The 19,548-nt window shown below is 70.5% G+C and carries 17 protein-coding genes and 2 pseudogenes; 2 read left to right on the top strand and 17 right to left on the bottom strand.

Features of this window, described 5'->3' with window-relative positions; translation table 11 throughout:
- Positions 1-82: 82 nt before the first annotated feature.
- Positions 83-2,603 (bottom strand): annotated as a pseudogene (locus JN350_RS03625) (ATP-dependent Clp protease ATP-binding subunit).
- Positions 2,604-2,826: 223 nt separating this feature from the next.
- Complete coding sequence (locus JN350_RS03620; protein ID WP_205463573.1) at positions 2,827-3,303, bottom strand: Clp protease N-terminal domain-containing protein; 477 nt, start codon at positions 3,301-3,303, stop codon at positions 2,827-2,829.
- Between the two features lie 70 nt (positions 3,304-3,373).
- Between JN350_RS03620 and JN350_RS03615 the strand changes: the two genes are divergently transcribed.
- On the top strand, positions 3,374-4,306 hold the full coding sequence (locus JN350_RS03615; RefSeq protein ID WP_111086944.1) for an NAD(+)/NADH kinase: 933 nt from the start codon (positions 3,374-3,376) through the stop codon (positions 4,304-4,306).
- A 150-nt stretch (positions 4,307-4,456) separates the two neighbouring features.
- On the opposite strand, the gene JN350_RS03610 is transcribed toward JN350_RS03615, so the two are convergent.
- From JN350_RS03610 to tilS, 14 genes and pseudogenes are all read right to left on the bottom strand, one after another.
- The gene (locus JN350_RS03610; protein WP_132099304.1) at positions 4,457-5,515 is read right to left on the bottom strand and encodes a sigma-70 family RNA polymerase sigma factor; all 1,059 of its coding nucleotides are present in this window, start codon (positions 5,513-5,515) and stop codon (positions 4,457-4,459) included.
- Positions 5,516-5,891: 376 nt separating this feature from the next.
- Positions 5,892-6,023, bottom strand: a complete 132-nt coding sequence (locus JN350_RS20035) for a hypothetical protein (protein ID WP_258373406.1) — start codon at positions 6,021-6,023, stop codon at positions 5,892-5,894.
- A 181-nt stretch (positions 6,024-6,204) separates the two neighbouring features.
- Entirely contained in the window at positions 6,205-6,408 is a 204-nt protein-coding gene (locus tag JN350_RS03605) for a hypothetical protein (protein ID WP_111086942.1), read from the bottom strand.
- A 29-nt stretch (positions 6,409-6,437) separates the two neighbouring features.
- Positions 6,438-7,964 (bottom strand): lysine--tRNA ligase, encoded by a 1,527-nt coding sequence (gene lysS / locus JN350_RS03600; protein ID WP_205463572.1) that lies wholly within the window; start codon positions 7,962-7,964, stop codon positions 6,438-6,440.
- A gap of 262 nt (positions 7,965-8,226) precedes the next feature.
- On the bottom strand, positions 8,227-8,919 hold the full coding sequence (locus tag JN350_RS03595; protein ID WP_185002924.1) for a Rossmann-like and DUF2520 domain-containing protein: 693 nt from the start codon (positions 8,917-8,919) through the stop codon (positions 8,227-8,229).
- Complete coding sequence (locus JN350_RS03590; protein ID WP_205463571.1) at positions 8,916-10,670, bottom strand: PH domain-containing protein; 1,755 nt, start codon at positions 10,668-10,670, stop codon at positions 8,916-8,918. Before JN350_RS03590 ends, JN350_RS03595 begins: the two co-directional genes overlap by 4 nt.
- A 9-nt stretch (positions 10,671-10,679) precedes the next feature.
- On the bottom strand, positions 10,680-11,201 hold the full coding sequence (locus JN350_RS03585) for a PH domain-containing protein (protein WP_205463570.1): 522 nt from the start codon (positions 11,199-11,201) through the stop codon (positions 10,680-10,682).
- A gap of 120 nt (positions 11,202-11,321) precedes the next feature.
- Positions 11,322-11,810 carry a DUF3180 domain-containing protein gene (locus JN350_RS03580; protein ID WP_159572844.1) on the bottom strand — a complete coding sequence of 163 codons (489 nt, stop codon included), beginning with the start codon at positions 11,808-11,810 and terminating at the stop codon, positions 11,322-11,324.
- Positions 11,807-12,262, bottom strand: coding sequence for a 2-amino-4-hydroxy-6-hydroxymethyldihydropteridine diphosphokinase (gene folK, locus JN350_RS03575; RefSeq protein WP_240347521.1), 456 nt, complete (start codon positions 12,260-12,262; stop codon positions 11,807-11,809). The genes JN350_RS03580 and folK overlap by 4 nt, the downstream gene beginning before the upstream one ends.
- A 97-nt stretch (positions 12,263-12,359) precedes the next feature.
- Positions 12,360-12,749, bottom strand: a complete 390-nt coding sequence (gene folB, locus JN350_RS03570; protein WP_205463569.1) for a dihydroneopterin aldolase — start codon at positions 12,747-12,749, stop codon at positions 12,360-12,362.
- 133 nt (positions 12,750-12,882) lie between these two features.
- Positions 12,883-13,611 (bottom strand): annotated as a pseudogene (folP, locus tag JN350_RS03565) (dihydropteroate synthase); the annotation flags it as partial.
- Between the two features lie 9 nt (positions 13,612-13,620).
- The gene (gene ftsH, locus JN350_RS03560; RefSeq protein ID WP_205463568.1) at positions 13,621-15,609 is read right to left on the bottom strand and encodes an ATP-dependent zinc metalloprotease FtsH; all 1,989 of its coding nucleotides are present in this window, start codon (positions 15,607-15,609) and stop codon (positions 13,621-13,623) included.
- A gap of 135 nt (positions 15,610-15,744) precedes the next feature.
- Positions 15,745-16,296 (bottom strand): hypoxanthine phosphoribosyltransferase, encoded by a 552-nt coding sequence (hpt, locus tag JN350_RS03555; protein WP_205463567.1) that lies wholly within the window; start codon positions 16,294-16,296, stop codon positions 15,745-15,747.
- Between the two features lie 9 nt (positions 16,297-16,305).
- On the bottom strand, positions 16,306-17,325 hold the full coding sequence (gene tilS / locus JN350_RS03550) for a tRNA lysidine(34) synthetase TilS (protein WP_205463566.1): 1,020 nt from the start codon (positions 17,323-17,325) through the stop codon (positions 16,306-16,308).
- 64 nt (positions 17,326-17,389) lie between these two features.
- Here tilS and JN350_RS03545 point away from each other — a divergent pair, with 64 nt between their 5' ends.
- Positions 17,390-17,881, top strand: a complete 492-nt coding sequence (locus tag JN350_RS03545; protein WP_111086931.1) for an inorganic diphosphatase — start codon at positions 17,390-17,392, stop codon at positions 17,879-17,881.
- A 199-nt stretch (positions 17,882-18,080) separates the two neighbouring features.
- On the opposite strand, the gene JN350_RS03540 is transcribed toward JN350_RS03545, so the two are convergent.
- Positions 18,081-19,544, bottom strand: coding sequence for a C40 family peptidase (locus JN350_RS03540; protein WP_205463565.1), 1,464 nt, complete (start codon positions 19,542-19,544; stop codon positions 18,081-18,083).
- Positions 19,545-19,548 lie beyond the last annotated feature (4 nt).

Raw genomic sequence — 19,548 nt, 5'->3', positions numbered from 1 at the left:
CGGCCTGAGACGTCCGCACGCGGACAGACGGGAGGCCCGGTGCCAGCTGGCACCGGGCCTCCCGTCTGTCTGGTGTCGGGTCCTAGGACTCGATCTCACCCTGGGGCGCGTCGGTCGCGGTCTCGACCGCGGCTGCGCCGGCGAGGACCTCTTCGCGGCCCGGCTGACGCCCGGTCTCGAAGTGGAAGGCGCCGTCGACGAAGTCGACCTTCACGTGGTCGCCAGCGGTGAGCTCACCCTGCAGGATGTGCTCGGACAGCTGGTCCTCGACCTCGTGCTGCATCGCGCGACGCAGCGGGCGTGCACCGAGCGAGGGGTCGAACCCGACCTTGATGAGCTGCTCCTTGGCGGGGAGGGTGAGCTCCACCGTCATGTCGCGGTCGAGCAGACGGTCTGCAAGGCGCTTCACGAACAGGTCGACGATCTGCAGCAGTTCGGACTGCGACAGCTGCGGGAACACGATGGTGTCGTCGACGCGGTTGAGGAACTCGGGCTTGAAGTGCTTCTTGAGCTCCTCGTTGACCTTGCCGCGCATGCGGTCGTAGCCGACTGCCGAGTCACCCTCGACCTGGAAGCCCACCGGGCCACCGGCGATGCCCTGCGAACCGAGGTTCGTGGTCATGATGATGACGGTGTTCTTGAAGTCGACCACGCGGCCCTGACCGTCGGTGAGACGGCCTTCCTCGAGCACCTGCAGCAGCGAGTTGAAGATGTCCGGGTGGGCCTTCTCGATCTCGTCGAACAGGACCACGGAGAACGGCTTGCGGCGCACCTTCTCGGTGAGCTGGCCACCCTCTTCGAACCCGACGAAACCGGGAGGGGCACCGAACAGACGCGAGACGGTGTGCTTCTCACCGAACTCCGACATGTCGAGGGAGATCAGTGCGCCCTCGTCGTCGAACAGGAACTCGGCGAGCGCCTTGGCGAGCTCGGTCTTGCCGACGCCCGTGGGCCCGGCGAAGATGAACGAGCCCGAGGGGCGGTTCGGGTCCTTCAGGCCCGCGCGGGTACGGCGGATGGTCTTGGACAGGGCCGAGATGGCTTCTTCCTGACCGATGACCCGCTGGTGCAGTGCCTTCTCCATGAAGACGAGCCGCGAGGTCTCCTCTTCGGTGAGCTTGAACACCGGGATGCCCGTGGCCTGCGCCAGGACCTCGGCGATGATGCCCTCGTCGACGGTGCCGGACGCGGCGACGTCACCGGCACGCCACTGCTTCTCGAGGCGGAGACGCTCGCCCAGGAGCTTCTTCTCCTCGTCGCGCAGGCTGGCGGCCTTCTCGAAGTCCTGCTCCTCGATGGCGGCTTCCTTCTGCCCGCGGACCGTCGAGATCTTCTCGTCGAACTCGCGGAGCTCCGGGGGCGCCGACAGGATCGAGAGGCGCAGGCGTGCGCCGGCCTCGTCGATCAGGTCGATGGCCTTGTCCGGCAGGAAGCGGTCCTGCACGTAGCGGTCCGCCAGGTTGGCGGCCGAGACGATCGCACCGTCGGTGATGGACACCTTGTGGAACGCCTCGTACTTGTCGCGCAGGCCCTTGAGGATGTTGATGGTGTGCGGCAGCGACGGCTCGTTGACCTGCACCGACTGGAAGCGACGCTCGAGTGCTGCGTCCTTCTCGAAGTGCTTGCGGTACTCGTCGAGCGTGGTCGCACCGATGGTCTGGAGCTCACCGCGGGCGAGGAGGGGCTTGAGGATCGAGGCGGCGTCGATCGCGCCCTCGGCAGCACCGGCACCGACGAGCGTGTGGATCTCGTCGATGAAGACGATGATGTCGCCGCGGGTGCGGATCTCCTTCGTGACCTTCTTCAGGCGCTCCTCGAAGTCACCGCGGTAGCGGGACCCGGCGATGAGCGATCCGAGGTCGAGCGAGTAGAGCTGCTTGTCCTTCAGCGTCTCGGGCACGTCGCCCTTGACGATCGCCTGGGCGAGGCCCTCGACGACGGCGGTCTTGCCGACGCCGGGCTCACCGATCAGGACGGGGTTGTTCTTGGAGCGGCGGGAGAGGATCTGCATGACCCGCTCCATCTCCTTCTCGCGCCCGATGACGGGGTCGAGCTTGCCGTCGCGCGCGGCCTGGGTGAGGTTCCGACCGAACTGGTCGAGGACCTGCGAACCCTGCTGCGCGTTCTGCTGCTGCTCGCCGCCGACGGCGACCGCTTCCTTGCCCTGGTAGCCGGACAGGAGCTGGATGACCTGCTGGCGGACCCGGTTGAGGTCGGCGCCGAGCTTCCACGAGGACCTGGGCTGCGACGCCCTCGCCCTCGCGGATCAGGCCGAGCAGGATGTGCTCGGTGCCGATGTAGTTGTGGCCGAGCTGCAGCGCCTCGCGCAGGGACAGCTCGAGCACCTTCTTGGCGCGTGGCGTGAACGGGATGTGCCCGGTCGGCTGCTGCTGACCCTGGCCGATGATGTCCTGGACCTGGTCGCGCACGGCGTCGAGCGAGATGCCGAGCGACTCCAGCGCCTTGGCCGCAACACCCTCGCCCTCGTGGATCAGGCCGAGGAGGATGTGCTCGGTGCCGATGTAGTTGTGGTTGAGCATCTTCGCTTCTTCTTGAGCGAGGACGACAACCCGACGGGCTCGGTCGGTGAATCTCTCGAACATGTGCTCTCCCTTGGCCCTTTCTGACGGAGCCGACAGCTGGTCCGGTCTCGTCTGAGTCCGGTCACGTACTCCGAGAGTAACCAGCGCTCCCCGTGCGGGCTGCCCCTGTTCGCCGTGGGCGTGACCTCACTGCGCGATGTGCGCAGTGAGCGAACGCAACAGGAGACGGGAGGCCCGTGGCGGCGTCCGCCACGGGCCTCCCGTCTCCTTCCCCGGTCGCGTCTCAGGCGCGCCGCGCTGCCCGGCGCAGGGCACGCCGGAAGCGGCGCGGCTCGACGCCCAGGGCGTCGAGGACGTCGTGCGCGGAACCCATGAAGGGGTCGTCGACCCCGTCGAGCACGGCGAGTACGACGTGGACCGGGCGGACGCGCTCGGCAGGGCCGGCGAGGACGGCGGCTCGTGCGAGGACCCTGGCCGCCGCCGGGGTGCAGGCGACCCGGTCGTGCTCGTCGGGGCAGGCGGCCCGCGCACCGACGAAGACGCTGATCTCGGAGCGGACGGCTTCGGGGCTGACCCCGTTCGCCTCGAGGACCGGGCGGAACCGGGGCATCCCGTTGCAGAGGTTGACGGCGGCGAGCAGGAGGTGCTCCGCGTCGACGAAGCCGAAGCCCGTCTCGTGGGACTCGAGGTCGGCGAGCAGCACGATCTCGCGACCCTGCCGGACGGTGGGGAGGGCGACGGACAGCTGAACGATCTGCATGTATTCAGAATATCGCATGCGATGACAATTGAACAGCCCTCGGTTCAGCGCGGCTCGGTACCATCCGGTCATGGATCAGCCCGTCGTCGGCCTCGTCGTCCACCCGACCAAGAACGTGCAGGAGTCCGTCACGACCCTGCAGCGCTGGAACGCGTCCGGCCGGGGCGAGCTCGTTGCCCGCCGAGCCGACGCGCAGCGGATCGGCGGGGGCATCACCGCGGTGGAGGACGACGACTTCACCGCACGGGTCGACCTCGTCGTGGCCCTCGGCGGCGACGGCACCATGCTCGGCGCCATGCGACTCGTGGCGAAGCGCCCGGTCCCGGTGCTCGGCGTGAACTACGGCAACGTCGGGTTCTTGGTGGAGATCGAACCGCCCGAACTCGAGGCAGCGCTCGACCGACTGTCGGCCGGGGAGTACCAGCTCGAGCCGCACCACGCGCTCGAGGCCCGGCTGTCCTGGAGCGGCGCTCGCACGGACTACCTGGCGTTCAACGACCTGACGATCGTGCGGCGGCCCGGCTCCGGCCAGGTGTCGGCGGACCTCAGCGTCGGCGGACTCGGCTACGGCTACTACCGCGCCGACGCCATCGTCGCCGCGACCCCGGCCGGCTCCACCGCGTACAACTACGCCGCGGGTGGCCCCGTGCTCTCCCCCGCGCTCTCCGGGTCCGTCGTCACCCCCGTCGCCCCGATGGCGGGCATCGACCGCGCCGTGGTGCTCGCCGCCCGCGAGCGCTACCGGTTCGACATCGCCGAGGGCACCAGGAGCGCAGCACTCGAGGTCGACGGGCTCGTCGTCGGCGAGGTCGCCACCGGAGCGCAGATCGACGTCCGACTCCGGAAGGACGCCGGCAGCGTCGTGCGGCTCGACGCCGAGCGGCACGGACGCACCGGGCGGGTGAAGCTGAGCCTGCTCGACCTGCCGGTGCGGCCAGACCAGCTCATCGAACTGATCCCGAGCGACCTGCGGCAGAAGCTCGGGCGCGAACTCGACCAGTAGCGGTCCGGGCCGGCGTCGGGCGCCCACGAACGTGAATGGCCCGCTCGAGCAGTGCTCGAGCGGGCCTTCCCATCACCCCACCGGATCGGCTTCCCACAGACCGACCCGGGTTCCCCTGCCGACGCGAGCGCCGGCCGAAGCCTGCTGACCTCAGTCGGTCAGGTACAGCTGCATGTCCTGCGAGACCGCCTTGGCGAACAGGCGCAGCTTGGCGCGCGACTCCACCCGGCTGACGGCCTGGCGCGTCGTGTGCACGATCTTCGAGATCTCGTCGAGCGTCATCGGCTTGTCGTCGTCGAGGCCGTAGCGCATGCGGATCACGTTGGCTTCCTCGCTCGGCAGCTCGGCGACGATCGACCGGATATCGCGGTGCAGGAGCGTGGTCTCGGTGAGCTCGTTCGGGGACGCAGCGTCCTCGTCCTCGATGAAGTCACCGAGCTCGCTGTCGTCCGAGTCGCCGACCACGGTGTGGATCGAGACCGGCTCGTGCGAGCGGCCCTTGAGGTCGACGAGTTCCTCGACCGACATGCTCAGCTCGGCGGCGACCTCGTCGGGCATCGGCGCGCGGCCGAGGTCGACGGTCAGGTCACGCTCGGTGCGGGAGATCTTGTTGATCAGCTCGACGGTGTGGACCGGGATGCGGATCGTGCGGGCCTTGTCGGCGAGACCACGCGAGATCGCCTGGCGGATCCACCAGGTGGCGTAGGTCGAGAACTTGTAGCCCTGCGTGAAGTCGAACTTCTCGACCGCACGGACCAGGCCGAGGTTGCCCTCCTGGATGACGTCCATGAACGGCAGGCCACGCTGCGAGTAGCGCTTCGCGATGCTGACGACCAGACGGAGGTTCGACGTGATCATGCGCTCCTTGGCGCGCTCACCGTCGCGGACGAGCCAGCGGAGTTCGCGCTGCAGGGTCTTCGCGAGGCCCTTCTCGGTCGCGAGCTTCTCTTCCGCGAACAGGCCGACCTCGATGCGACGGGCGATCTGCGCTTCTTCCTCGGCGGTGAGGAGCGAGAGGCGACCGATGTGGCGCAGGTAGTCGCCGACCTGGTCGACGGAGGCGCCGCGGACGCCGGCGAGCTGCTCGTCGGCCTCGACCTCGGTGTCGAGGGAGGTCGTCGCGGACTCGGCGGCCTGGGTCTTCGATGCCGCTGCCTTCTTCGTGGTGGCGCGGCGGGTGGTGCTCGGTGCAGCCGGTGCGATCGTCATGGTGTTGCTCCCTGCGTTCGGCGGTGATGGCTTCGTGCGGTGGTGCTGGGGGTGGTGCTTCTGGGTGCTGCTTGGGGTGTTCACGAGTAAAGCGGTCCGGAGGTGTACCCCACAAACCGATCGGAATGATTCTCAGGCTTCTCCGTGCTTCGTCATCGAAACCGTCCCCCGTGGGGTACAGCGATGCTGCCAGTGTGGCCCCCGAACCGCCGCGGATCAAGGGCGTGACGTGATGTTTCCGGCGTTGCAGGCGTGTTTCTCACGTGTTTCCGAACCTGTACCCCGTGGTGCCGCGCCTTCCGGACATGCAAAGGGGTACGTCCGGCCGGATCGATGCGATCCGGTGGTCGTACCCCGAAAACCGAGTGGGTGGGGGTCACCAGGAGGGTTCGAGCCACCCGTCCCGGCGCTTGGACGCCTCGAGGTCGGCGTCTCGGTCGAACTCGTCGTACTCGCTCTCGATGTCACCGACGAGGCTGCGACCCGTGAAGGGGTGTGTGGTTGCCATGCGGACGATGCTCACCCCGGCGCGCGACGGCGAGGTGAACGGCGCGTGACCGGTCGAGGGCGCACGGACGTCGAGGAAGCACAGACGTCGAGGGAGCACAGACGTCGAAGGGGCGCGGACGTCGAAGGCCGCCGCCCACGATGGGGCGACGGCCTTCGGATAGTACGTAGGTCGCGCGGCGCTACTCGGCCGAGGCCGGTGCCGGGGCGGGGACGCCGTGCTCGCGCTCGAACCGGGCACGTTCCTCGGCCTCGACCTTGGCGTACGCGGCACGCTCGGTGCGGTCGGCCCGCATGATCGCGCGCATCACGAACCAGAAGATGAGGCCGACGACGATGGTCGGCGTCAGGGCGAAGATGATCCCGGTCACGACTCCATGCGGCACCGGAGCATCGTACCCCGGGGAACCGGGACTCACTTGACCAACGGGAACAGGATCGTCTCGCGGATGCCGAGGCCGGTGATCGCCATGAGCAGGCGGTCGACGCCCATGCCCATGCCACCCGACGGGGGCATCGCGTGCTCGAGGGCCCGCAGGAACTCCTCGTCGACGCGCATCGCCTCGGGGTCACCGCCGGCTGCGAGCTTCGCCTGCTCGACGAAGCGCTCCCGCTGCACGACCGGGTCGACGAGCTCGGAGTACGCCGTCGCGAGCTCGAAGCCGCGGACGTACAGGTCCCACTTCTCGACGATGCCCGGACGGGTGCGGTGCTCGCGGGTCAGCGGCGAGGTGTCGACCGGGAAGTTCATCACGAACGTCGGGCGGTCGAGCGAGTCGATGACGAAGTGCTCCCAGAGCTCTTCGACGTACTTGCCGTGCGTGGCGTGCGCGACCTCGACGCCCTCGGCAGCGGCGAGCTCCTGCAGCGCGGACAGCGGGGTCTCCGGGGTGATCTCGCGACCGGCAGCCTCGGACAGCGATCCGTACATGTCGATGCGCGGCCACTCGCCGCCGAGGTCGTACGTGCTGCCGTCGGGCAGGGTGACCTCGAGCGAGCCGCCGGTCACGGCCCGCGCAGCGCGCTGCACGAGCTCCTGCGTCAGGTCGGCCATCTGCTCGTAGTTGCCGTACGCCTGGTACGCCTCGACCATCGCGAACTCGGGCGAGTGCGACGAGTCGGCGCCCTCGTTGCGGAAGTTCCGGTTGATCTCGAACACCCGGTCGATGCCGCCGACGACCGCGCGCTTCAGGAAGAGCTCGGGCGCGATGCGCAGGAAGAGCTCGGTGTCGAAGGCGTTCGAGTGGGTCACGAACGGACGAGCCGAGGCGCCACCGTGCTGGGTCTGCAGCATCGGCGTCTCGACCTCGAGGTACTCGTGCTCGGTGAAGGTCTGGCGGAGCGAGGACATCACCGCGGCACGGGCGCGGACGGTGGCGCGTGCTTCGTCGCGGACGATCAGGTCGAGGTAGCGCTGGCGGACGCGCGTCTCCTCGTTCAGTTCGTTGTGCAGGTTCGGCAGCGGCAGGATCGCCTTCGCCGCGATCGCCCACTCGTCGACCATGATCGAGAGTTCACCGCGGCGCGAGGAGATCACACGGCCGTGCACGAACACGTGGTCGCCGAGGTCTACGAACTCCTTCCAGCGCGCGAGGGACTCGTCTCCGACCTCGGCGAGCGACACCATCGCCTGGATGCGGGACCCGTCGCCGGACTGCAGCGACGCGAAGCAGAGCTTGCCGGTGTTGCGCGAGAACACGATGCGGCCGGCGACACCGACGACGTCCTGCGTCTCCTCGCCGGTCTCGAGGTGTGCGTACTGCGCGCGGACCGCCGGGATCGTCGTCGTGATCGGGAGCTCGGCGGGGTACGCCTCGATGCCGGACTCGATCAGCTTCGCGCGCTTGTCGAGCCGGACCTGTCGCTGCTCGCTGGTCTCCTGCTCGGCCAGTGCGGCGGCGTCGGCGATCGCGGTGTCGGTGGTGGCGGTCTCGTCGGTCATGCGGGTGCGGCTCCGATGGTCGTGGGGGTCGGGGAAATGCTACCCGCGCCGCGCTCACGCCCTCGAACCGCGCCCGGACCACGCCCGGGTTGCACCCGCCGACCGGTCACGACTCCCCGTCGTCACGATGCCGAGCGGTCACGAACTGTCGGCTGCGGCGCGCTCGGCAGACAGTTCGTGACCACTCGGCGGAAGTGAGCGGGGAGTCGTGACCGACCCCGACCGGCCCCGGCCCCGGCCCCGGCCCCGGCCCCGGCCCCGGCTACAGCGTGGACTGCCCGTCGGCGGCCGTCAGTGCGTTGTCGACGGCGGAACGGACGAGCGCACCGAGCACCCGGCCGGGGTGGTCCACACCGATGCCGGAGAGCGTGCCAGCCGACTGGTCCACGATCGCGGTCGAGAAGCTCACGGCGGCGCGGACGGCATCGGCGTACGCGGGCCGGTCCCCCTCGGCGATGACGAACGGCTCGGCACCCATCTCGACCACCAGGGCCTGCGCGATGGGCAGCACGGGCGACGGAGCGGTGACCGCGCAGTAGGCGTCGCGGAGCCGCGACAGGTCGACGCTGGTGCCGGTGAACGCCATCGCGGGGTGGATGGCGAGCGGGATGGCCCCGGCCGCCATCGCCGGAGCGAGGACCCCGACGCCGTGGTCCGGGCTGGTGTGCACGACGAGCTGCCCGGGCTGCCAGATGCCGGCGTCCGCCAGGCCCTGCACGAGCGAGGCCAGCTGGTCGTCCGGCACCGCGAGGAGCACGAGTTCGCTCCGCTCGACCAGGTCCGGCGTCGCGAGCACGGGAGCGCCGGGCAGCATCGCCTCGGCGCGGTCACGGCTCTCGGCGGACACGGCGGTCACCCCGACGACCGCGTGCTCCGCGTTCGCGAGCGCGGCGCCGAGCACGGGTCCGACCCGTCCGGCACCGACGACGCCGACGCCGAGGCGCCCGGCCCTCATCGGACGGCCCCGGTGGGCGGGACGTCGCTCCACCCCGGTCCGGGAGGCACGGTGCCGGGCCGGTGGTCGGCGTCGGGTCCGGCAGGGGCTCCGGACCCGGGCCACGGCACGTCCGCAGCGTGCCTGGCGGACTCGGGACGGGCCTCCCGCTCGCGCCACCGGTGGGACGTGTCGACCGCAGCGGCCTCGACGGCGCGCTGGGTCGTCTCGGACCACAGACGCTGCGCGTCCCGAGCGTCGAGCGCACCGACGCGGGCCGAGACCGGCCCGGCGACGGTGTGCACGTGGACGGCGGCGAGCCGCAGGGCACGCTCGAGCGGACCCTGCTCGACCTTGACGCTCTGCACCCGGGGCAGCGGCACGATGACGAGCGACCGCCAGACGGCGCCGAGCCGGAGCAGCACCGCGCCCTGCACGAACCGGTACCCGTTGCGCCGGAACGCGAACGGGCGGAGCCACGCACCGCGGCGCGGGGAGTGCACGAAGCCGCCCTGGTCGCCGCTCGTGGTCAGGCTGTCGTCGACGACGCTGACGGCCTCGGCGGAGCCTTCCCGCAGGGCCTCCTTCGAGGCCTCGGGGCCCGCGACGACGGTGCCGACCAGGCCGGGCAGGATGATGTCGAGGACCTCGCGGACGTCGGCCGCGGTGCCGACGGGCAGCACGATGGCCGAGGCCTGCTGGTTGCTCGATGCCCCGTTGCCGGCGTTCGTCGCACGGTTGATCCGGACGTCCCACCAGCCGAACGGGCGCCAGAGCAGTGGCTGCGCGACGCTGACGGCGTGGATGCGGCCGGGAGGCAGTGTCTCGTTCGAGGTCGAGACGAGGCCGAACCCGATCCGGATGCCGTCGCGGGTCTCGGCGATCGTGTACTGCAGCGACCGCGAGAACTTGCGGACGTAGTAGCTGCCCGCACCGATCACGGCGGGGAAGAGGCCGAACAGGATCCCGTACTCGCCGGTGAGCGCGACGCTGACGATCATCGCCGCCACGGCCAGCAGGATGAAGACGGTGGTGCCGGAGAGCAGCATCGACGCGATCAGGCGACCGGGCTTCACCTTGACGATCCGGGTGGCCTGCACCGCGGCGGGGTCGAGCTCGGGCGAGAACATCTCGTCGACGCGGTCCTGCAGCACGCCGTTCGACGCGCGCGCCGGGCCACTGCCACGGTCGTCGTCCTTCGCACCCGAGGCGAGCACGAGGATGCGCAGCCGCAGGTCGTCGGCGGCCTTCACCCCGAGGTACGCGAGCTGCACGTTGGCGTCGTTGCCGGCCTGGGCGATCTCGAGCTTCGCGGTGCCGAACACCCTCGGGATGAGCGGACGCGAGATGTTGATGCCCTGGATCCGGTCGAGCCGGGCCTTGCGGTGGTTCCGGAACAGCACGCCCGAGCGGACCTCGACGATCTCGCCGGTGACCCGGAACTCGTGCATCCGCCAGGACAGGTAGAAGAGTCCGATCAGCACGAGCAGGAACACCGCGACGCCGAGCAGCACCCAGCCGACGACGCCGTGCTCGTAGACGTAGCGGACGGGGTCGCCGTCCTGCTGCTCGCCGCCCGGGATGAAGAACTCGACGAGCTGGTCGCGCAGGCTGTTCAGCACGTAGCCGAGGATGACGATCAGGAAGATCCCGCCCTTGAGCAGCGGGGTCAGCGGGTGCAGGCGGTGCCACTCGCCGTCGGTCAGGGGCGCTGCCGCAGCGGCGTTCCCGCTCGTGGGCGGGGCGGGCGGCGGGCCGGGTCGGAAGGTCACCGCGAGCCCCTACAGCCCGGCGCGGCGGGACTCGGCGAGCTCGACGAGCCGGTCGCGCAGTTCGTCGGCGTCGGTCGCGGGGATGCCGGGGATGCGGACGTTCGTGGCGGCCGCGGCGGTCACGAACTTCAGCTCGCTCATGCCGAGCGCCCGGTCGAGCGGACCGCGTGCCACGTCGACGAGCTGCATGCGCCCGTACGGCACCGCCGTGAAGCGCTGCCACATCAGGCCGCGGCGGACCACCAGGTCGTCGTCGCGCAGGGCGTAGCCGATCGCACGGACGCGGCGGGGCGTCAGCGCCGCGGTGACGAGGGTGATGACGAGCACCGCGATGCCGATGAGCAGCCAGACCGTTCCGGCGCCCGAGCCGAAGCCGTCGTTCACGATCCCGATCAGGACCAGGCCGGCGGTCACCACGAGCCCGATCACCAGGGTCGTGATGAGTTCGGTCCACACGAGCTTCGCGGACACCCTGGTCCAGTCGATGCCCGTCAGGCCGAGGCCCGGCTCGTCGAGTCGTTCACGCGCCATCGCGGGCCTCCAGTGGGTGTGCTCGGGTCGGTTCGCCGTCGCGCGGGGTGTGCTCGGGTCGGTTCGCCGTCGCGCGGGGTGCGCTCGGGTCGGTTCGCCGTCGCGCGGGGTGCGGTCGGGTCAGTTCGCCGTCGTGCCGTTCCGGGGGTCGCCCGGCTCGTCGTCGTCGCCCGGAGGAGCGATGCACATGCGCTCTGCCACGAGTGCGCAGACCGTCAGCACGATCCCACCCCCGACGGCGACCACGTTCGGCAGGGTCGAGCCTAGCGAAGGCGTCACCGAGCGGGTCAGGAGGTACACGACCAGCCCGATCGCGAAGCCGCCGAACAGGACCCCGCAGATGCTCGAGGCCTTCGCCAGCACCACCACGCGCGTGGCGTAGAGCGGGTCGACCGGACGCTGCCGGCCGGCGCCCTCGCGGGCGTGCCGACGGACGGGACGCGCCATGAGCACGACGGCGACGCCGATGAACGCGAGCGTGATGCCGAGCGGCACGGCGAGCAGCAGCGTCGGCGACTGTCGCGAGGCGAGCACCGCGTCGAACGCGAACCCCGCCACCGCGGTCACGACGGCGATGCTGAACAGGGTGGAGGGACGGGTCGGCTTCACGGCTGGGTCACGTTCCCTTCGACGGTGGCCCGGGAGGCACGGGGCACGTCCGCGAACAGGCGCGGCTCGTCGACGCGCTCGGTGTCGTCCCCCACTGCGGCGAGCAGGTCGGCCACCGGTCCGGCGCCGGGCAGGACGGCCGCGGGGTCGGCGTCGAGCCACGGTGCGAGCACGAACGCGCGTTCGGCGGCACGGGGGTGCGGCACGGTGAGCATGGCGGTGTCGATGCGCAGGTCGTCGACGGCGACGACGTCGAGGTCGAGGGTCCGGTCGCCCCAGCGGACGTCGCGGGTGCGGCCGTGCTCGTCCTCGATGCCGTGCAGCGCGTCGAGGAACGCCTGCGGCTCGAGGTCGGTGTCGACGACCACGACGGCGTTGCGGTACCGCGGCTTGGTGTCGTCGCGGCCGTCCAGGGTGACGGCGACCGACTCGACCTCGTGGCTCGACGCCACAGGGTGGACCCCGGGCAGCGCGGCGACCGCTCGGGCGGCGGCGCGGAGGGTGCTCCCCGGTCGCCGAGGTTGGCGCCGAGCGCCACGACGACGCGGCTCACGCTTCTTCCTCGTCCGGCACGGTCGCCCCGCGGGCACGGCGGATGGTGATCGAGACGTCGGTGAACGGCACGGTGATGGGTGCCTGCGGCTTGTGCACGGTGACCTCGGTCGCCCTGGCTGCACGGTGGGTGAGCACAGCGGCCGCGATGCGTTCGGCGAGGGTCTCGATCAGGTCCACCGGGTCGCGTTCGATCTCGGCGACGACCTGCTCGGCGAGCACGCCGTAGTGCACGGTGGCGTCGAGGTCGTCGCTGCCCGAGGCCGCGCGGGCGTCGAGCTCCACGGCGACGTCGACGACGAAGTCCTGACCGTCGGCACGTTCGTGGTCGAAGACCCCGTGGTGGCCGCGGGCACGGACCCCGACGAGGCGGATGGTGTCGTTCACGAGCGAGCTGCCCTCCAGGCGTCCCAGACGTCGAGCACGGCACGGGTCGGTGCCGGGTCGTGCACGCGCACCTCCACGCGCCGCGTTCGGCGGCGAGCAGGCTGATGGCGGCGGTGGCGAGGTCGCGGTCCTTCGGCGGGGCGCCCTCGGGGCTGCCCACTCCGTCCAGGAACCGCTTGCGTGATGCGGCGACGAGCACCGGCAGGCCGATCGAGGCGAACCGTTCGTAGCCGGCCAGGATCTCCCAGTTCTGCACGCCCTGCTTGGCGAAGCCGAGGCCCGGGTCGATCACGACCTGCTCCTGGCGCACCCCGAGGACGATGAGCTCGGCGACGCGCATCTCGACCTCGCGCCGGACCTCGTCGACGGCGTGCACGTACTCGGCGTTGCGGTACATCCGGTCGCTGTGACCACGCCAGTGCATGACCACGAACCCGGCCCCGGTCGACGCGACCACGCGAGCCATGTCCGGGTCGGCCAGGCCGCCGGACACGTCGTTGACGATCGCGGCGCCGAGTTCGACGGCCCGTTCGGCGGTCGAGGCGTTCATCGTGTCGACGCTCACCGGGATGCCCTCGGCGACGAGCTGTCGGACGACCGGCAGGACGCGATCCTGCTCGACCGGCACCGGCACGCGCTCCGAGCCCGGCCGGGTCGACTCCCCACCGACGTCGATGATGTCGGCACCCGCGGCGACGAGGTCACGCGCGTGCTGCACGGCGGCGTCGTAGGCCTGGTGCAGCCCGCCGTCGCTGAACGAGTCGGGCGTCACGTTGAGGATGCCCAACACCCGCGTGCGGTCCGCTGTCGGACCGCCGCGGGTGTCGAGCCGACGAGCACGTCTCGTCGGCAGGTCGGTCATGCCGGCCCCCTACGCCGGGGCGATACCCGGGTTGCCGAAGGGGCGACGACGGGGCTTCGAGGTCGACTCGCTGTCCGACGGGTCCGCTGCGGTGGCGGCGGCCTGACCGGGCACGTCGATCGCGGGCAGGTTGCTCACCGGACGCTTGTCGCTGGAGAGCCACTGCGGGCGCTCCGGCAGCTTGCGGACGTCCTTGAAGATCTCCACGAGCTCCGGGGCGTCGAGCGTCTCCTTCTCGAGGAGCTCGCCGGCCAGGCGGTCGAGGATGTCGCGGTTGTCGTTGAGCACCTGGTAGGCCTCGTTGTGCGCGGCTTCGAGCAGTGCACGAGTCTCGGCGTCGACGGTCTGCGCGATGTTCTCCGAGTAGTCGCGACCGGTCCCGCCGCTCATGTCACGGCCGACGAACGGCTCACTCGACCCGGAGCCGAGCTTGACGGACCCGACGGCCTGGCTCATGCCGTACTCGGTGACCATCTTGCGCGCGGTGCCGGTGGCCTTCTCGATGTCGTTCGAGGCGCCGGTGGTGGGGTCGTGGAACACGATCTCCTCGGCGACGCGTCCACCCATGGCGTAGGTGAGCTGGTCGAGCAGCTCGTTGCGGGTGACCGAGTACTTGTCCTCGAGCGGGAGCACCATCGTGTACCCGAGGGCACGGCCACGCGGCAGGATCGTGATCTTCGTGACCGGGTCGGTGTGCCGCATCGCCGCTGCCGCCAGGGCGTGGCCGCCCTCGTGGTACGCGGTGATCAGGCGTTCCTGGTCGGACATGATCCGGGTCCGGCGCTGCGGGCCCGCCATCACGCGGTCGACGGCCTCGTCGAGCGCGCGGTTGTCGATGAGCTGCGCGTTCGACCGGGCGGTGAGGAGCGCGGCCTCGTTCAGGACGTTCGCCAGGTCGGCGCCGGTGAAGCCCGGCGTCTTGCGGGCGAGCAGCTCGAGGTCGACGCTCGCGGCGAGCGGCTTGCCCTTCGCGTGCACCTCGAGGATCTGCTGGCGGCCGGCCATGCCCGGTGCGTCGACACCGATCTGGCGGTCGAAGCGGCCCGGACGCAGGAGCGCGGGGTCGAGCACGTCGGGACGGTTCGTCGCGGCGATGAGGATGACGTTCGTCTTGCCGTCGAAGCCGTCCATCTCGACGAGCAGCTGGTTGAGCGTCTGCTCGCGCTCGTCGTTGCCGCCGCCGATGCCGGCACCGCGGTGGCGACCGACGGCGTCGATCTCGTCGATGAAGACGATGGCCGGCGAGTTCGCCTTGGCCTGCTCGAAGAGGTCACGGACACGGCTCGCACCGACACCGACGAACATCTCAACGAAGTCCGAACCGGAGATCGAGTAGAACGGCACACCCGCTTCGCCGGCGACGGCGCGGGCGAGCAGGGTCTTGCCGGTTCCGGGAGGGCCGTACAGCAGCACGCCCTTCGGGATCTTGGCGCCGACGGCCTGGAACTTCGCCGGCTCCTTCAGGAACTCCTTGATCTCGTGGAGTTCCTCGATCGCCTCGTCGGAGCCCGCGACGTCGGCGAACGACACCTGCGGGTTCTCCTTGTTGTTGATCTTGGCCTTCGACTTGCCGAACTGCATGACCTTCGAGCCGCCGCCCTGGGCGCTCGAGAGCAGGAACCAGAACAGGGCACCGATGATCAGGAACGGGAGCAGGACGCCGAGGAGCGACAGGAACCAGTTGCCCGTGTTTACGTGGTCGTCGTAGCCCTTGGGCAGGTTGGCGTCGTTGACGGCCTGGATGACCTCTTCGCCACGGGGCGTGGAGTAGTAGAACTGCTCCTGCTTGTCGCCGTCGCGGGTGATCATGTCGACCCGCTGCTCGGTGGAGTTGACGATGACGGACGAGATCTTGCCGTCGGCGAGCTGCTCGAGGCCCTTCTGGGTGCTGACCTCGGTCGTGCTGCCCTGGCTGATGACGCTCCAGCCGATGAAGATGCCCGCCAGCGCGATCAGCACGTAGAGGTACGGGCCGCGGAAGATGCGCTTGAAGTTCATGTGATCCGGGCGCGAGTGCCCGACACCTTTCTCTGCCGAAGTTGCGTGCAGGTCAGCATACGGCCGCGATTCTGTGGCGAGAATGGGTGTCCTCTGCGGGCGAACTCAACCCGAAGCGCGTACCCCCTGGACGGGTTACGAGTACACGTGCGGCGCCAGGACACCGACACCGCGCAGGTTCCGGTAGCGCTCGTCGTAGTCGAGGCCGTAGCCGACCACGAACGCGTCGGGGATGTCGAAGCCCACGTACTTGACGTCGACCTCGACCTTGGCGGCCTCGGGCTTGCGCAGCAGGGCGACGATCTCGACGCTCGCGGCGCCGCGGGACTGCAGGTTCTGCTTGAGCCAGGACAGCGTCAGACCGGAGTCGATGATGTCCTCGACGATGAGGACGTCGCGGCCGTGCAGGTCGGTGTCGAGGTCCTTGAGGATCCGCACCACACCGGACGACTTCGTGCCGGAGCCGTACGACGACACCGCCATCCAGTCCATCCGCGCCTGCATCTTGAGGTGCCGCGAGAAGTCCGCCATCACCATGACGGCACCCTTCAGGACACCGACGAGCAAGGGGTCGCGGCCCGCGTAGTCGGCGTCGACGACCGCCGCGAGTTCGGCGAGCTTGTCGTCGATCTGCTCGGGGGTGAAGAGGACTTCGGACAGGTCTGCCTGGACGTCGGAGAGTTCCACCGGTCCAGCCTAACCGGCACTGAACGACAGGCGGTCACCGGATCGCGACGCCCGGACGCCCGGCAGGTCGATCGGCCCCTGTCCGCTCCAGTCCGTGACGAGCCGGCAGACCTCGAGCGTCTGCACGCGCGACAGCGTCACTCCGAACTCGCTCTCGACCGCCAGGCGCACGAGTCGCTGCCGGAGCGCCGGCGGGTTCGCCCCGAGCGCCCGGACGGACAGCGAGATGCCGGCCTCGGAGTGCTCGGCGATGTCCTCTGCCAGTTCCTCGGCGAAGTGGTCGAGTGCCGCCGAGTCCTCGCGCAGCTGGTCGGCCGTCCGCGCCAGCGCCTCGGGCACCCCGGCACCGAGTTCGCGCTCGAGCACCGGCATGAGGGTGTTCCGCACGCGGACACGGGCGTAGGCGGGGTCGTCGTTCTGCGGGTCGTGCCACGGCGCCAACCCGGCGGCGGCGCACGCCTGCCGCGTCGCGTGCCGACGCACGGCGAGCAGCGGGCGGCCGTAGGCAGGCCCCTGCTCGCGCCGCGCGAGCGGCAGCATGCCCGACAGGCTGTCCGGCCCGCTGCCGCGCAGCAGGCCCAGCAGCACCGTCTCGGCCTGGTCGTCCAGGGTGTGTCCCAACAGCACGAGAGGCGACCCGGTGGCGGAGGCGACCTCGGCGATCGACGCGTGGCGGGCCTCCCGGGCGGCGCCCTCCGGACCACCGTCGGAGCCGACCGCGACCCTGCGGACCTCGACCGGGTCGAGACCCAGCTCGGATGCCTGCCGGGAGGCGCGGCTCGCGACCGCCTCGGAGCCCGCCTGGAGCGCGTGGTCGACGACCACTGCCCCGGCTCGGAGTCCCTGCTTGCCCGCCTCGAACGCGGTGGCCGCGGCGAGCGCGAGCGAGTCCGGTCCGCCGCTCAGCGCGACCAGCACGAGGTCACCCGCGGTGACGACGCCGTCGTCGAGCGCGGTGGCGAGCAGGTCGCGGACCGCCAGGCGGGTCTCGGCGACGGCAGGGTCCAGCCGGGGACGCGGAGAGTTCACCCGGTAACGTTAGCCGCGCTCTCGGGACCACCGACAGCCCCACCGACACACCAGGAGTACAGACATGGCCGCGTACGACGTCGTCGTCGAGATCCCCAAGGGCAGCCGCAACAAGTACGAGGTGGACCACGAGACCGGTCGTGTCTACCTCGACCGCGTGCTGTTCACGTCGTTCGTCTACCCGACCGACTACGGCTTCTTCGAGAAGACCCTGGCCGACGACGGCGACCCCGTGGACGCGCTGCTGCTCCTCGAGTTCCCGACGTTCCCCGGCGTGGGCGTCAAGGTCCGTCCGGTCGGCGTCTTCAAGATGAGCGACGAGGCCGGTAAGGACGAGAAGGTCCTCGTGGTCCCCGCGAAGGACCCGCGCTGGACGCACATCCAGGACATCTCGGACGTCGACGAGCAGACGAAGGCCGAGATCGCGCACTTCTTCGAGCGCTACAAGGACCTCGAGCCGAACAAGTGGGTCAAGGCCGAGGGCTGGGGCGACGCCGCCGAGGCCGAGGCGATCGTGCAGGCCGGCCAGGCCGCGTACGTGCCCGCAGGTCACTGACGCTTCCTGAGGCTTCCTGACGCCGAACGGCGCCCGCTCTCCATCCGGAGGGCGGGCGCCGTTCTGCGTTCGTGGGGTGCTCTGCCGCGCGATGCGGGGGCGTACCTGGTGGGATCGGGCGTACCTGGTGCTCTGATCCGGGCAGGTATGCCCGATCCCGCTTGCTACCGCAGCCGTTCTGGGAAAGACCGGGCGCGGGCTACAGCGAACCGCTCGGGCGGGCGACGTAGGGCAGGAGCTGGCTCGGCGTCCAGACCGCCCGCTCGACCACGCCGACGCCCGGTCGGGCCGCTTCGACCATCATCCCGTTGCCGGTGTAGATCGAGTCGTGGTAACCGCCGGAAGCGGTTCCGTTCGACGAGTAGAAGAGGATGTCGCCGGGCTGGCGCTGCGAGAGCGGCACGAGGCGACCGATCGAGCCGAAGTAGTTGTACTGCCAGACGACGTTGTGCCCACCGGTCGCGATGCCCTGCGAGCTGTAGGCCATCATCACGAGGCCGGAGCAGTCCCAGCTGTTCGGGCCCGCGCCACCGATGAGGTACGGCTTGCCGAGTTGGGTGCGGGCGTAGGAGATGGCGCCGGCGGCCTTCGACGGGCTGCTCGGGGCGGGTGCCGGGGTCGTGGGCGCCGGGGTACTCGGCTTCGACGGCGTCGGCGTGCTCGGCTTGGCGGGAGCCGGCGCGGGAGCGGGAGCGGGAGCCGCCGGCGTACTCGGCTTCGACGGGGTGCTCGGCTTGGACGGCGTGGTCGTGCCGCTGCCGGAGCCGGTGTCGGGGCTCGTACTCGTGCTGCCGCCGCCGGTGCTCGGGCTCGTGGAGGTGCCGGTGCCGCCGCTGTCGCTGCTGGTGCTCCCGCTGCCACTGGTCGCGCCGCCGCCGCTGCTCGTCTGGGCCGCCAGGGCGGTCTCGGCCGCCTTGGCCTGCTGCGCACTCCAGTACGCGCTCTCCGTCGCGACGCTCGTGCCCTTGAGGTACGCGAGCTGGCGGAGGACCTCGTCCTGCTGGTCCTGCTGCTTCTGCACTCGGGCCTGGGCATCGGCGGAGACGTCGTTGGCGGTCGCGAAGGCTTTCTTCGTCGCCTCGGTCGCCTTGCTCAGTGCCGTCGTGGCCACGGCCTGCTGGTCGGCGAGCGAGTCCACGGTCTTCTGGTCGGAGCGGGCCTGGGCCAGGATCGTCGCCGACCGCTCGGACAGGTGCGACATCGTGCCGACGCGGTAGAGCAGGTCGCCGGAGTCCGAGGCGTCCGTGAGCATCGTCGTCGACAGGTCGCCGCCACCCGTGCGGGACAGCTCGACGACGAGCGCCGCAACCTGGCCCGCGGAGTCGTCCGCCTTGCCCTTGGCGCGCTTCGACTGCGCGGACAGGTCGGCGAGGGTGTCCTTCGCCTCCTGCTGCTGCGAGGCAGCGAGGGCGTAGGCCTGCCCGGCCTGCTGCTCGACGATGCCGGCGCGGTCCGCGGTGGCCTGCAGCGAGGTCAGCCGGTCGCTCAGCTCGTCCACCGTCTGCTGCGCGTCGGCGGCATCCGACTTCGCGGCCTTGACGTCGTCCCAGGACGGCGCCGACGGCGCGGCCTGGGCGGGTCCTGCGACGACGACCGAGAGTCCGATGCCGAGCACGGCGACGGTGGCGATCCCGCAGGAGAACGAGCGAGCGGACAGGGTCATGGCG

Source organism: Curtobacterium sp. 24E2, from assembly GCF_016925595.1.
In the GTDB taxonomy this organism is placed as follows: domain Bacteria; phylum Actinomycetota; class Actinomycetes; order Actinomycetales; family Microbacteriaceae; genus Curtobacterium.
The sequence above is the reverse complement of the archived record's forward strand: the minus strand, read 5'-3'. Positions and strand labels throughout refer to the sequence as shown.

Bases quoted from the DNA above. Each gene is read 5' to 3' on its own strand.
- JN350_RS03620 (WP_205463573.1), bottom strand. From the start codon at position 3,303: ATGCAGATCGTTCAGCTGTCCGTCGCCCTCCCCACCGTCCGGCAGGGT.
- JN350_RS03615 (WP_111086944.1), top strand. From the start codon at position 3,374: ATGGATCAGCCCGTCGTCGGCCTCGTCGTCCACCCGACCAAGAACGTG.
- JN350_RS03610 (WP_132099304.1), bottom strand. From the start codon at position 5,515: ATGACGATCGCACCGGCTGCACCGAGCACCACCCGCCGCGCCACCACG.
- JN350_RS20035 (WP_258373406.1), bottom strand. From the start codon at position 6,023: ATGGCAACCACACACCCCTTCACGGGTCGCAGCCTCGTCGGTGACATC.
- lysS (WP_205463572.1), bottom strand. From the start codon at position 7,964: ATGACCGACGAGACCGCCACCACCGACACCGCGATCGCCGACGCCGCC.
- JN350_RS03595 (WP_185002924.1), bottom strand. From the start codon at position 8,919: ATGAGGGCCGGGCGCCTCGGCGTCGGCGTCGTCGGTGCCGGACGGGTC.
- JN350_RS03585 (WP_205463570.1), bottom strand. From the start codon at position 11,201: ATGGCGCGTGAACGACTCGACGAGCCGGGCCTCGGCCTGACGGGCATC.
- ftsH (WP_205463568.1), bottom strand. From the start codon at position 15,609: ATGAACTTCAAGCGCATCTTCCGCGGCCCGTACCTCTACGTGCTGATC.
- JN350_RS03545 (WP_111086931.1), top strand. From the start codon at position 17,390: ATGGCCGCGTACGACGTCGTCGTCGAGATCCCCAAGGGCAGCCGCAAC.
- JN350_RS03540 (WP_205463565.1), bottom strand. From the start codon at position 19,544: ATGACCCTGTCCGCTCGCTCGTTCTCCTGCGGGATCGCCACCGTCGCC.